The following is a 12,771-nucleotide window of genomic DNA, read 5'->3' as shown; positions in this document are numbered from 1 at the left end:
CTTCAGGGAAAAGGTTACTGCTGGTTTTGTTGATTGGAGTTGTTGGTGGAACCGGGCGGGTGCGGTCGATCGGGTTGCGCGGCGATCTGTAGCTCTACCGACATCACCTGGTTGCCGCCTCGGCTTCGGTACACGCCGCGCAGCGGTGAGACATCCGAGTAGTCGCGTCCGATGGCGACGCTGACGTGACGCTCGTCGACGACGCATCCGTTGGTCGGATCGAATCCCGTCCATCCCAGACCGGGAAGCCACGCTTCGAGCCATGCGTGGCTGGCCTGCGAGCCAATGCTTTCCGTCGTGCCTTGCGGGTCAGGCGCCAGATAGCCCGAGACGTAGCGCGAGGGGATGCCGGCGAGGCGCAGCACGCCGATGGTGAGATGCGCAAAGTCCTGGCATACGCCGCCGCCCACGCTCAAGATTTCGTCGGCAGTGGATTGCACCCTGGTCATTCCGGGCTCGTAAACGAACTGGTCGCGGATAAACGCGATGACGCGGTGCGCGTAAGCGGCCACGTCCTCGGAGGGATCGGGTTTGGTCAGCCAGAAGAATTTGCGCATCGGATCGCTGAACGGAACGTAGCGGCTTGCGCTCAGGAAGTCGTACTCGCTCTGATAGCGCGCATGGTCCTCGAGCAGGAAGTCGCCGAACGCCATGCGCATAGCTTCCGGCTGCGCAGTGGGGATGCGCTCGACGAGAGAAATTGCCTTGACGACCAGGGCAGGGTGCGGATTGTGGATCGAAAACGCGTGGACGCGATTTCCGTAGTAGTCGTCGTATTCAAAGGCGGAGGTGGCGGGGGTGATTTCCAGTTGAAACTGGACGCATCGCTGACCCGCGCCATCGAGCGGTTTCATCCGGACCTCGTTGTGCGAATCGTAGGCCGGCATCTGGTATTCGAAGCGGGTGGTGTGGCAGATCCGCAGCAGCATCGCGTCAGTCGCTCTTGAGGTAGCGCTGGAACACCTCGTCCCCCAGCGCGGCGCATCCATCCTGAATCTCAATGAGGAATTGATGCAAGCCGGATTTGATCACCTCGCGCGGGCTGTGCGAGCGCATCAGGGCCGAGAGGTCTTCGAGCAGGGACGACGGCGGCGGGGGTTCGGGCGCCAGGCTGGCGATGCGGTTGAGCGATGTTTCGAGCGTCGCGAGCGAGAAGCGCGCTGAACGCGGAAAGGTGGGATCGAAGAGCAGTATCTCGACGACGTTTTCAACTTTGATCGCGTTGCCGAAGCGCTTGCAATAAGCCTCGAAGCCCGAGGCGCTGCGCAGCACGGCAGCCCATTGCAGCATATCGACCGGACCGCCGACATCTTCCAGGTGCGGCAACAGGAAGTGGTACTTGACGTCGAGCATCCGGGCGACGTCCTCGGCGCGCTCGAGCATGATCCCGATTTCCATGAAATCGTAAGCGATGTCGCGAGGAATGGTGCTCTGGCGGATGCCGGAATTGCGATAGAAGCTGTTCTTGAGATCGGCAAAGAAGGCGAATACGCCGGGCGAGACGAAAACTTCCGGCGTCCATTCCAGCGCGCTGAGATAGAGCGTGTTCAGGTCGAGCCAGAGTTCCGACGAAATGTAATGGCGCAGCGAGATGGCGTTGTTGCGGGCGGTGTTGATGCAGCTGCGAATCGAATTGGGATTGTCGGTATCGAGCGCGAAGAAGTTGAGGATGGAGGCTTCGTCGGCGGCCGGGTAGCACTGCGCAAAGAGTTCGCGCTCGCCGAAAATCGCGAGCAAGGCGGCCCACGGCTGCGCGTCGCGGGGCGGACTTTCGATCAAGAGATGGTAGTTGACGTCGAGCAGGCGCGCACGCCATTCGGCGCGTTCCAAATTGCGGGCGGTCCAGAAGAGATGATTTGCGATTCGGCGGAGCATCAGGCCTCGAGTACCCAGGTGTCCTTACTGCCGCCGCCTTGCGAAGAATTTACGATCAAAGAGCCTTCCCGAAGTGCGACGCGGGTGAGACCGCCGGCCAGCACGCGCGGCCGGGCGCCAAGCAGCACGAAAGGGCGAAAGTCGATGTGCCGCGGCATCAGCTGCGGGCCGTTCCTGGAGCCATTGTGAATTATCGTGGGATGGACCGAAAGCGCGATGACGGGCTGCGCGATGAAGCCGGATGGATCACGAAGGATTCGCTCGCGAGTCGCGGCGAGTTCATTTTCGCCGGCCTTGGATCCTATAACGACGCCGTAACCGCCGGACGCGCCGGTGGGCTTGACCACGTAACGGTCGAGGTGTTTGAGCACGTGCTCGCGGACCTCGGGGTCGCGAAGCAGATAGGTCTCGACAATCGGAAGAATTGGATTCTCGGCTAGATAGTAGCGAATCATCGCGGGCGTGTAGGCATAGACCGCCTTGTCGTCGGCGACGCCGGTGCCGATGCCGTTGGCGATGGCCGCGTTTCCAGCGCGCACCACGGCGGTGAGGCCGGCGACACCGAGGAGAGAATCGGGGCGGAAGACTAGAGGGTCGAGGAAATCGTCGTCGATGCGCCGGTAGAGGACGTCGATCTGACGAAGCCCGTGAACGTCTTTCATGTAGAGTTTGCGATCGACGCAGACGAGGTCCTGGCCTTCGACCAGCTCGATGCCCATCTGCTGGGAGAGAAAAACGTGCTCGAAGAACGCGGAGTTGTAAGGGCCCGGCGTCAGCAGCGCGATGGTGGGATTCGATCGGCCGGCCGGTGACATCTCCTTCAAGCATTGCAGCAGGTCGGCGGGGTAGCGTTCGACGCTGCGCACGCGGCACGAGCGCATCAAGGCGGGAACGAGGCGGGTCATCACGACGCGATTTTCGATCACGTACGATACGCCGGAGGGGGTGCGCACGTTGTCTTCGAGGACGAAAAAGCGGCCGTCGGCGCCGCGCACGAGATCGATTCCCGCGACGGTGACGAAGTTGCCCAGCGGAGGCGTGATGCCGACGGCGGCGCGGCGAAACTGGGGACATCCAAGCACGAGATCGCGCGGAACCACGCCGTCGGAAAGGATGCAGCCGTCGCCATAAACGTCGGCGAGGAACGCGTTGAGCGCGCGCACGCGTTGAATCAAGCCGGCCTCGAGAGTTGCCCAGGTAGCGGCGTCGATCACGCGCGGAACGGGATCGAAGGGAAAGATGCGCTCAGAGCCGGCGGCGGCGCCATAGACGTTGAAGGTCACGCCCATGCGGCGGAACATTGCGTCGGCGCGCGCGCAAATATCCGCGAAGTGCGCGGAGGGCATCGAGAACAGCGCGTCGGTGACCGGCGCGCATCCAGTTCGAGGACGGAGCGAAAGATCGAGCATCTCGTCGAAGACGGAATCGTCGGGCTTGTACGCCGCCCAAACGGGCACCGCCTTGCCTGTTTCGGAAACAGTCGCAGCCATCGCAGATCACCCCACCACCGTAGCTGGCGCGGAATTAATCGCCGCCAGCATGGCCGGCACCATTAGGAGCAATCGGCGGGCCAGAATCAGGCGGGGATTTCGGCGGCGGTTTGCGCCAGATAGGCCCGGTAGGCCAGGTTGGTCGCGAGCAGGTGTGCATGCGTCCCGGAGGCGGCGATCGATCCGCCGTGAATGAAGAAGACGCGGTCGCAAGCGGCCAGGGTGTCGGGGCGGTGGGCGACGATGATGACGATTCGATCGCGAGCGAGGGTGGCCAGGGTTGTTATGAGATCGGATTCCGAGCCGGGATCGAGCGGCGCGGCCGGTTCGTCGAGGACGATTATTTCGGGGCGTCGAAGCAGGGCGCGCGCGATGGCGATGCGCTGTTTCTGTCCGACCGAGAGGCGCGCGCCACGGCGCCCGAGCATGGTCGAGTATCCGTCCGGGAGCCGATCGATAAATTCCGCCGCACCCGCCATCGCAGCCGCTTCGCGAACGTCAGCCATCGACGCGCCAGCGCTTCCGTAGCGGATGTTGTCCTCGATCGAAATCGAGAACAGCGATTCATTCTGAAATACGAAGCCGACGCGCGCGCGAATCGAATCGGGCGCGACGGCGCGCGAATCGACGCCGTCGAAGGCGATGGTTCCCGCCGACGGTTCGAGGAAACGCGGGATCGCGCAGATTAGCGTGGTCTTGCCGCATCCGCTCGCGCCCGCCAGCGCAACCATCTGGCCGGCGCGCATCGAGATCGTGACTCCGCTGAGCACGGTGGCAGCACCGTAGCCTAAAGCGACGCCGGTGAATTCCAGGTTGGCGATGCGTCCACCGAGTCCGTCGTGGGCTGCGTCGCCGACCGGCTCAGCGAGGTTATCGAGTACGCTATGCACGCGCCGGAGTCCCGCGACCGACGCCTGAATCGCGGCCCAGGTGTTGCCAATGATAGCCATCGGATTGGCCAGCATCGATCCGTAGCCGGCGAGCAAGACGATATCGCCGAGCGTCATCCGGCCCGCAATCACCTGCATCATAAGATAGTAGAGGCAGTATCCGATCAGCAGGCTACAGACGGGAGCGAGCACGATCGCGATGGCGAACGCGATCGCGAGCATCCGGAGAGTCGCGCGATAGGAATCCCAGCTGGCGGCGTCGACGGCGGCGGTCTCGCGGCTTTCCTGTCCGAATGCCTTGATGAGCAGGACCTGCGCGACGCGCTCCTCGAACGCCGCCATCACGCTGCTGCCGGTTTCGCGCATCGACTGGCTCTGAATGCGCAGCGCGCGTCCAAAGAGGCTGCTGCCGATGGCGATCACGGGCAGAAAGAGAATCGCGGCGACGACGATCACGGGCTGATTGCTGAATTGCGCAGAGAGCACGATCAACGCCATCACGAACATCAACAGCGACATGATTGGCGCGAGCACGCCGCGATAAAATACCGGGCCGATCGACGCGCTGTCGTACATCACGCGGAAAACGGCGTCGCCAATTTTCTGATCGGCGTAAAGCGCCAGCGGCGAGCGTAAAAATCGCTCATAGATCGCGGTGCGCACCGACTGGTTCATCCGCTGCGTGAGATCGATCGTGACGCGAGCCTCGAGGTAGCCGAACAGGCCGTTCCACAGGCTGCCGCCCTCGTTGGCGTCGTTGGCAGTGATGCCGGCCTGGTCGAGACCGCCGCTGGCCACGTCGGTGCCGAGCGACTGCGCGTTGCCGGCGGCCAAACCGATCAAAATCACGGCCAGCGCCAGAAACATCGTGACGGCGACGAGCAGCCCGGTCCGGCTGGCGCCGGCGATCGGAATCAGAATGGCGGCTGGAATGCCGGTCAGCGGGTGGGCGTCGATCACGTTGTCGATGACGATTTTCAGCGGCCACGGCGTCATCAGAAAGAAGGTCAGCGAGACGAAAACCAGCGCGCACTTGATCGCGAGCAGCCGGCGGTAGCGGCTGATGAACGGCCAGCTCTTGACGAGCAGGCGCCAGGCCTCGCGCCAAGTGAGCGGCGCCTGTTCGCCGGCGTAAAGAAGATTCGCGCGCGAGTCGGGCTGCGAATCCGCGTGGCCGGTGGCGGATGCGACGGCGTCGGGCATTTTCACTTGCTCGCCTCGCGGACCGGGCCGTCGTCGAGGGCGGATCCGTCGGCGGCAACAAGGCGGCCGGCGGCGAGATGATAGACTCGATCGGCGCGAGACGCGGTGGTGCGGCGATGCGTTGCGATGATCGCCATGCGCCGTTTGGGGGCCTCGTTGACCCAATCGCGCAGGCCGCGCATCACCACCTCTTCGGTGGCCACATCGAGGGCCGAGGTCGGTTCGTCGAGCAACAGAATTGGCGCGTCGCGTAAAATCGCGCGTGCCAGGCCGAGCCGCTGCGCCTGCCCGGCGGAAAGCTTGGCGCCCTTCTCGCCGAGCATGGTGTCGAGGCCGGCGGGCAGAGAGCGAACGAAGTCGCCGAGGCCCGCGCGGTGAATCGCCTCGGCAACTTCGGCGGTCGATGCGTTGGGGCGCCCGTAGGCGACGTTGTGGCGAAGGGTCGCGGTGAAGAGCGGATTTTCCTGCAGCGCGACGGAAAGCATGCCGCGCCAGGCGGGAAGATCGAAGTCGCGAATCGGTTCGGCGTCGAGCAGGACGCGGCCCGCGGTCGGATCGAAGAATCTCACGATGAGCGAGATGATCGTGCTTTTGCCGGAGCCGCTGGGGCCGGCGATCGCAGTGATCTGCCCGACGCGAGCCTCGAGATTCACGCCGGTGAGGACGGGCGTGCGCGGGTCGTAGCCGAAGGTCACGCGGTCGAAGGCCAGAAGCGCCGCGGTTTTTGGCGGGACTGCGCGGCCGCTGCTGACGCTCTGCTCCGGCGTCTGGCGGATCATCTCGAGCACGCGCGATATCGCGACGACCACGTCCTGCATGCTGCCCCACAGGTCGGTGAGATTTCGCGTGCGCGCACTGACGCTGCCAAACAGCGCGAGCGAACCCTGGAACAGTCCAAGCGAAACAGCCGCGCGGGCCAGGCCGCCGGTTCCGCCCGCCATCACTTCGGTGGCGCCGACGTACAGCGCGGCAACGTAAGCGAGACCGCGAACGGTGTTGGTCATGACGCGGTATCGCGCGAGCATCAGGCGTGCGCGGCGGGCGGCAATGAATGCGTCCCAGTTGTCGCGCGCGTAAGTATCGGCCTCGCGAGCCTCGGCGCCGAAGGCCTTGACAGTTTTGATCGATGCGAGGGTTTCTTCGATCCGGGTTGTGGCGCGCGCCGTGGTCTCACGCTCGCCGATGAACGCGGCGCGCATCGAATCGCCGAACATCCACGCCAGCATGAGGTTCGCGGGCATCAGCAGGGCGGCGATCAGCGCCATCCGGTAGTCGTACCAGAGCAGGTAGAGGATCGAGCCGGTGGCGGCGGGAAAGAAAATCAGCGGTTGAACGATCAAGCCGTTGATGACACTCGGAATCGCGGCGGAGTCCTGGAACATCCGGAAAATTGCGTCGCCGATCTTTTCCTCGGAATGAAAGCGCACGCTCAGTTCCTGCATGCGAGTGTAAAGATTGACGCGGAAGAGATTGCTGATGCGCTGTAAAATCCACACCGCGTAACCCAGAGTGAATGCGCTTGCGATCAGGCCGACAACCCCCGCAATCCCGGCGAGGGTGCACGCATGAATCAGGACGAGGCGCCGGTCCGCATGCAACGGCACGTGAAGCATCCACGCCTGCGCGGGCGTCAAGGGGTTGCCGTTGCCGACGACGTCGAAGAAAACGCGCGTGAGGTCGAGCGCCAGGAGACCGCCGAGCAGCAGCGGCAGCGTCGCCAGTAGGAGATAGCCGAGATGGCGGCGATAGGGGCGGATAAACGGCCACGCCTGCGCGACCAGGCGGAACACGTCGCGGGAACGCAGCTGGCGAGCGTCGGGGAACGCCAACTCGCTTGCAGCCGCAGGCGCGGCGATGGTCGATTCAGCGTTCAATCGAATTGTAGCCTTAGGACTCCTCTGGGTGCGGAAGGTTGGAAGTCTCGCAGGATCATAACGGCCAGCGAAGCGGCTGGTAAAGTGGCGGGCTTGGCTCGCGGATAGTGTTTGATGGTATTTTCGCACAACTGCCGCACGGGACGGAAAAGGAGCGCATCATGCCCGCGTTGATTTTCGAAAAAAGGAACCACATCGCCTATCTCACCCTCAACCGGCCCGAGGTCCACAACTCGCTGAATCCCGAAATGCTCGTCAGCCTTGCTGCTGCGTGGAAGGAGATCGACGGCGACGACGCAATCCGGGCGACGATCGTGACCGGCGCGGGGAAGGTCGCATTCTCGGCCGGCGCCGATCTGGGACGCTTGATTCCGCTGTTCACCGGCGTGCGAAAACCGCAGGACGAGTGGGACCGCAAGCTGCTCGCGGAGCGCAAGCTCGGCGACATCGCGCTGCTGCGCGGCTACGACATGGACAAGCCGGTAATTTCCGCGGTCAACGGGTTTTGCATCGCGGGCGGAATGGAGCTGATCGAGGCAACCGACCTTCGAGTCGCGGCGGAGAACGCGAGCTTCGGGCTGCAAGAGGTGAAGTGGGCGATCATCCCCGCGGCAGGGTCGCTGGCCCGGCTGCAACGCCAGATACCGTACTGCAAGGCGATGGAGATTCTGCTGACCGGCAACCGGATCGACGCGCAGGAGGCGTGGCGCATCGGCCTGGTCAACCATGTCGTGGCGCAGGAAAAACTGATCGAGAAGGCCGACGAACTCGCGGCGACGATCGCGCAGAACGGGCCGTTGGCGGTGCGGAAAATCAAAGAGGCGGTGCGGCGATGCTCGGGCCGTCCCTACGAAGAGGCGTTCAAAATCGAGAACGAAATTGCGCGCGAAGTGATGAAGTCCGAGGACGCGAAGGAAGGCCCGCGCTCATTCATGGAGAAGCGAAAGCCGAACTACCAGGGAAGGTAGATGGCGCCGGGCGCTTAAGCTCCAGCCAGCGCGCGCATCGTGTTGGGATAATCGCGCGATGCGGTGGCGGACGGTCCGATCGGAAACACCACGGGATGGGTCACGCCGGCGGCGCGGAATCGCGCGACGAAATCGCGGCCGGCTTGAGCCTTGCCAAACATCGCGATCTTGCGGCACGACTCTTCCGTGATGGCTCTGGGAGCCTCGCCGCGCTTGCCTTCGCGCCAAAGCCGGCGCACCTCGTCGAACTGCGCCGCGAGTCCGTAGCGCGCGAACATCTGGTTGTAGCTGTCCACGAATGCGTAGCTGGCCAACTCGCGCCGGAAGGAATCGACGGCTTTGTCCTCTTCCTCGGTGATGCACATGCGGATGTAGATGCCCACGTCAACCGCAGACGGGTCGCGCCCGGCGGCCCGCGCGCCCTCGTGGATATGATTCACCATCGGCGCGATTGCCTCGGGCGGCGAGTAGTTCATCAAGACGCCGTCGGCAACTTCGCCGGCGAGCCGCAGCATCGGGGCATTGAGGGCGGCCAGATAAATCTTCGGCGGATGCGGCGCCGTGATACGCATGCCGAGGCGGAAATCAGATTTGTACACTTCGCCCTGGAACTTCGAGCGGCCCTCGGTGAACAACTGACGCATGATCGTGACGCATTCGCGCATCGCGGTGACCGGCTTGCGATACGACGCCCCGTGCCATCGTTCGACGATTACCGGACTCGACACGCCCAGACCCGCGATGGCGCGCCCGCCGGATAGCTCGTTGATCGTCAGGAATCCCATCGCCATCGCGCCCGGGGTGCGAATTTGAATCGGCACGACGCCGGTGGCCAGTTCAGCTTTGCGGGTGTTGGTCGCGAGCACGGCGAGACTGACGAGTGCGTCGGGTCCGCTGACCTCCGCAATCCACAGGGAGGTGTAGCCGAGATCCTCGGCCTCGCGGATGAGCGCGAGGCGGCCGGCAAGCGCGCCGGCGTCGATGGAAGTTTGAAGTCCGAGTTTTTGGTTTGATGCCATCTGAAAGTCCCGTATTGGTTCAATTTGCCAAGTTGTCAATGTGAACTAAACGGCAATTTATAGGTAAATATCCCCTTGACGGCAGTAGGGAGGGTGTGCTCATGATACCTGAGCGCATCGTTGGGAGTGTAGGCCCGTATCTTTTAATCGAGAAGCGCACCTACCTTGGTTATCCCCACGTTGTGTGGGAGAAACCAGTAATGCCGCGCACAAACGAAGAACTAGTCCGTGTCGTGGTCTATTTGTATCCATCTGAGCAAGATGCGGTAAACGGGGCGAAAGCAGGGGGAACCGGATTCGTAGTTCGCCTAAGCACGAAGCTGACTTGGTATGACTATGCGATTACGAATCGGCACAACATTCTAGAATTCGGTGCGCGGTATGTTCGCGTGAATACATTCAACAACAAACAACCCATTGAGATTTTTGAAGGCGATTGGGAATGTTCAACCACTGACGATATAGCCGCCTGCGAACTACCGCTGCATCGTGCGCACTATGATTACCATGCGATCTTATCCGAGCACTTGGTTACGCAGCAAATGGCCGAAGATTTAACGATCGGGCTGGGTGACGATTTATTTATGGTTGGGCGTTTTATCAACCACGATGGCAAATTAAAGAACACTCCCGTCCTTCGATTCGGCACCATAGCGATGATGCCGGAAGAACCAATCGAGGTGAACAAAGATGAAAAGCAAGAAAGTTTCCTGATTGAGATACGCACGATACCTGGATTCAGTGGCTCGCCTGTTTTCATTCATATGCCAGCAGAATCACGCTCCAAAGATCGCGACTTCAAGCCGAATCCGGCAGATCGCCAGCTTCTCGAACAATTTGGTTGGTTAGAAAAATGCCTTGGAATCGAATGGTGTCGAGTAAAAGGGGAGACGGCGAAAATGCCTTTGTTCAACGGCTCGACATATCACATTCAGGTAACGACCGGAATGTCTGGATGCATACCTGCTTGGAAGATTATTGATTTTCTACAGACAAACGATAAATTCGCGATGAAACGCAAAGAGGCCGAGAAGCAAATCATGAAAGAAAACGAGGTACGAAAAAAGCAATCACCTGTCGAACTCACTGGCGCGCGACCGCTATCGCAGCAAACAACCCCGAAAGAAGGCGAGCCAGTCGGTATTCCAATACCGACACGCGGGCAGTTCGAGCGCGATCTGGCGAAGGCCGTGCGGAAGCGAGACAAGAAATGAAGATTACGATTGATCGCGAGGTGGCGAAGGTAGCGCGGTTAATGATGGACAATGTGAAGCCTCAACATTGGTTGCGCGTTGCGCGCGCGCTTGTGGTTATAGGAGAAATGTTTTGGACTGAGGAATGTTTTGATCAGCCCGTGAACACGCCGCGCTCATTCTGGCTTGATGAAGAAAAGTCTATGGCTGCTTATCTGGATTTAGCTGAGCCAAGGCGCGAAGGTTCCAATGGATTATAAACTCCCCAGGTTGTGCGCGCGGTGTAGAATCGGAAAGATTTGAACCATTGATAGCGCGCGTTGGATCGTGGCCGGTACATGTAGGTTCGTGCGGCAACGGCTCATTTGTGCGGCGCACCGCTTCATACTCGCAATTTGAGCAACCATAGATACCATCATCATTCACGCGGTCGCCCGGATTGTAAGGTTTGGTGAACAATGGGCAATCGTCTTTTACTCTTTTGAAATGGCCTTGTGGATTAAGCGGTTCGTACATTGTTTTTGCCAACCTTTTTGATCTGATTAGTAAACGCCTCAAACATATTGCGCCTTCCGAGACTCTTTCGTCGATTGAATCGGAATGCGTACTCGTTCAAATACGTCTGCAAGTATTTCGTGCTGACGTTGTGATAGACGCCACGAATCCCGTTCTTGGTTAGCGACCAGAAGCCTTCAATCGTATTGGTATGGGCGTCGCCATCGACGTAAATATGCGCTGAATGATACACGCGACCATGCTGATAGCCGAGTTGCGGGAGTGTGCGATAGACGCGCGCTTCATCGGTAAAAATGGCGCTACGCGGCATGATGCGTTCTCGTATGTGCGGCATGAGAGTCCATGATTTAGTATCCGGCACGACTCGCGCGACTACGCGGCCTTGGCGTTCTACCGCACCCCATACCGCAGTTTTGCCCATCGCGTGTCGAACGTTACCGGGAATTTTGTTGCGCCAATGCTTATTCGTTTCTTTCCCGCCGAAAAAGCTTTCGTCCATTTCAACTGTGCCGGAAAGTTTCGGCCCGTCGCCTTCATCGAGCATCGAGCGAATCTGTTTGCACATTCGCCACGCGCATTTGTACGTAACGCCGATCTCGCGTTCGATCTGTTTGGCGCTGATTCCGCATCGCGTCGAGGATATGAGATAGATCGCGTAGAACCAAAGTTTGAGAGACGTGGCCGAATCCTCGAAGATCGTTCCCTTCATCGGATGCTCATGGTGTCCGCAATTCTGGCAAGCATACGAGGGCCGGTTTGTCTCGCGATGATGCTTGGTGATCTTCTCGCATCGCGGGCAATGAATGCCGTTCGGGTACAGCTTGCGAACGAGCGCATCGAGACAGGTTGCATCGTCTGGATACTCGCGCTCAAACTCCATCAGCGAGTACAAGCCTTCGCTGGCGCTGGTGCGGATTGGATTGTTTCGATTAACTTTGCTCATGTTTTCGATGATCGCATAAACGTGGTACTTCCGTCAAGGGGATACTTACCAATTTATACCATCTGTTGTGGTATTCAGACACCTCAACTACCATCGGTCGTTTTGTTCCGTCAAAAATAGTTTTTGCCGCACACAGGGGTCGCGCGGTTTCGGGCGAGTGGGGCGAGCACGTGACATCCTGGCGGTTGACCATAGCGTACGCATAGCACGGGAAATCGGCCGGCGGCAGGCTGAACTAGTTCATCCGCAGGGGTGACCCCTGCACCCAATGTTAAGGCCGCCCGCCGTTGGCGGGCGCGGTCCCTGCCAACGTCTTAATACTGCGCTGCCGTCGCCACGGCCAAGGGTGACCCCTGCACCCAGTGAGAAGACGTGAAAATCTGCGCAGCGCATCTTTTCGCGACTACGCGATTCGTCTCTTCGATCATCGCTGCATCACGAAATTACGGGCGAGGTAGGATCCGGGTTCCTTCGCTGCGCTCAGGATGACACAAGAAAAGCTAGCGGCGCTCGTGTCATTCTAGAGCGAAAGTTGCTGTGATTGAGCCAAAGCCCTGAGTGCTGCCGAACGGGAAGAATCCCGGATCCGGGGTCGATCCGCTCCGCAGGCTCCCGTCGGGATTACGGAGGGAAGGATAGGACGCGAGAGGAACTTAGAAAGTGGACCCTCACCCGACACGCGATGACGCGCGTCGGCCTCGCCCTGACAGGAAGCCTTTGCATAACTCGTGCGTCTCTTATGAAACAGGTGTGAGGGATGCGGAGGAGGAGCGGCAGATGAGTCATCGGATGATGGGGCA

At 60.6% G+C, this 12,771-nt stretch carries 10 protein-coding genes; 3 read left to right on the top strand and 7 right to left on the bottom strand.

Translation table 11 applies throughout. The features are described 5' to 3' along the window. Nucleotides 1-14 precede the first annotated feature (14 nt). The 5 genes from ABSB13_RS08575 to ABSB13_RS08555 all read right to left on the bottom strand — a co-directional run bounded on the left by ABSB13_RS08575 (nt 15) and on the right by ABSB13_RS08555 (nt 7,332). The gene (locus tag ABSB13_RS08575; RefSeq protein ID WP_428107420.1) at nt 15-929 is read right to left on the bottom strand and encodes a transglutaminase family protein; all 915 of its coding nucleotides are present in this window, start codon (nt 927-929) and stop codon (nt 15-17) included. Between the two features lie 4 nt (nt 930-933). Further along, complete coding sequence (locus ABSB13_RS08570; protein WP_428107419.1) at nt 934-1,875, bottom strand: alpha-E domain-containing protein; 942 nt, start codon at nt 1,873-1,875, stop codon at nt 934-936. Next, nucleotides 1,875-3,365 carry a circularly permuted type 2 ATP-grasp protein gene (locus ABSB13_RS08565; protein WP_428107417.1) on the bottom strand — a complete coding sequence of 497 codons (1,491 nt, stop codon included), beginning with the start codon at nt 3,363-3,365 and terminating at the stop codon, nt 1,875-1,877. The genes ABSB13_RS08570 and ABSB13_RS08565 overlap by 1 nt, the downstream gene beginning before the upstream one ends. Before the next feature lie 86 nt (nt 3,366-3,451). Next, complete coding sequence (locus ABSB13_RS08560; RefSeq protein ID WP_428107416.1) at nt 3,452-5,458, bottom strand: ABC transporter ATP-binding protein; 2,007 nt, start codon at nt 5,456-5,458, stop codon at nt 3,452-3,454. A gap of 2 nt (nt 5,459-5,460) precedes the next feature. Then, nucleotides 5,461-7,332: an ABC transporter ATP-binding protein gene (locus tag ABSB13_RS08555; RefSeq protein ID WP_428107414.1), complete on the bottom strand. Its 1,872-nt coding sequence runs from the start codon at nt 7,330-7,332 to the stop codon at nt 5,461-5,463. A 161-nt stretch (nt 7,333-7,493) separates the two neighbouring features. Here ABSB13_RS08555 and ABSB13_RS08550 point away from each other — a divergent pair, with 161 nt between their 5' ends. Beyond that, nucleotides 7,494-8,300, top strand: coding sequence for an enoyl-CoA hydratase-related protein (locus ABSB13_RS08550; RefSeq protein ID WP_428107413.1), 807 nt, complete (start codon nt 7,494-7,496; stop codon nt 8,298-8,300). Nucleotides 8,301-8,314: 14 nt separating this feature from the next. Here ABSB13_RS08550 and ABSB13_RS08545 read toward each other — a convergent pair whose 3' ends face one another. Further along, nucleotides 8,315-9,319, bottom strand: a complete 1,005-nt coding sequence (locus ABSB13_RS08545) for an LLM class flavin-dependent oxidoreductase (protein ID WP_428107411.1) — start codon at nt 9,317-9,319, stop codon at nt 8,315-8,317. A gap of 101 nt (nt 9,320-9,420) precedes the next feature. Here ABSB13_RS08545 and ABSB13_RS08540 point away from each other — a divergent pair, with 101 nt between their 5' ends. Then, nucleotides 9,421-10,533, top strand: coding sequence for a S1 family serine peptidase (locus tag ABSB13_RS08540; RefSeq protein WP_428107410.1), 1,113 nt, complete (start codon nt 9,421-9,423; stop codon nt 10,531-10,533). After that, nucleotides 10,530-10,772, top strand: coding sequence for a hypothetical protein (locus ABSB13_RS08535; protein WP_428107409.1), 243 nt, complete (start codon nt 10,530-10,532; stop codon nt 10,770-10,772). The genes ABSB13_RS08540 and ABSB13_RS08535 overlap by 4 nt, the downstream gene beginning before the upstream one ends. Nucleotides 10,773-11,011: 239 nt before the next feature. Here ABSB13_RS08535 and ABSB13_RS08530 read toward each other — a convergent pair whose 3' ends face one another. Beyond that, a complete protein-coding gene (locus ABSB13_RS08530) occupies nt 11,012-11,971 on the bottom strand; it encodes an IS1595 family transposase (RefSeq protein WP_428107407.1) in 960 nt (319 codons plus the stop codon). Nucleotides 11,972-12,771 lie beyond the last annotated feature (800 nt).

The organism is Binatus sp. (SeqCode), from assembly GCF_050013435.1.
Classification (GTDB): domain Bacteria; phylum Desulfobacterota; class Binatia; order Binatales; family Binataceae; genus Binatus.
The sequence above is the reverse complement of the archived record's forward strand: the minus strand, read 5'-3'. Positions and strand labels throughout refer to the sequence as shown.

What these genes read in the sequence shown, in the direction of transcription:
- ABSB13_RS08540 (WP_428107410.1), top strand. Translation starts at nt 9,421, where the DNA reads ATGATACCTGAGCGCATCGTTGGGAGTGTAGGCCCGTATCTTTTAATC.
- ABSB13_RS08575 (WP_428107420.1), bottom strand. Translation starts at nt 929, where the DNA reads ATGCTGCTGCGGATCTGCCACACCACCCGCTTCGAATACCAGATGCCG.
- ABSB13_RS08560 (WP_428107416.1), bottom strand. Translation starts at nt 5,458, where the DNA reads ATGCCCGACGCCGTCGCATCCGCCACCGGCCACGCGGATTCGCAGCCC.
- ABSB13_RS08570 (WP_428107419.1), bottom strand. Translation starts at nt 1,875, where the DNA reads ATGCTCCGCCGAATCGCAAATCATCTCTTCTGGACCGCCCGCAATTTG.
- ABSB13_RS08565 (WP_428107417.1), bottom strand. Translation starts at nt 3,365, where the DNA reads ATGGCTGCGACTGTTTCCGAAACAGGCAAGGCGGTGCCCGTTTGGGCG.
- ABSB13_RS08530 (WP_428107407.1), bottom strand. Translation starts at nt 11,971, where the DNA reads ATGAGCAAAGTTAATCGAAACAATCCAATCCGCACCAGCGCCAGCGAA.
- ABSB13_RS08550 (WP_428107413.1), top strand. Translation starts at nt 7,494, where the DNA reads ATGCCCGCGTTGATTTTCGAAAAAAGGAACCACATCGCCTATCTCACC.
- ABSB13_RS08535 (WP_428107409.1), top strand. Translation starts at nt 10,530, where the DNA reads ATGAAGATTACGATTGATCGCGAGGTGGCGAAGGTAGCGCGGTTAATG.
- ABSB13_RS08545 (WP_428107411.1), bottom strand. Translation starts at nt 9,319, where the DNA reads ATGGCATCAAACCAAAAACTCGGACTTCAAACTTCCATCGACGCCGGC.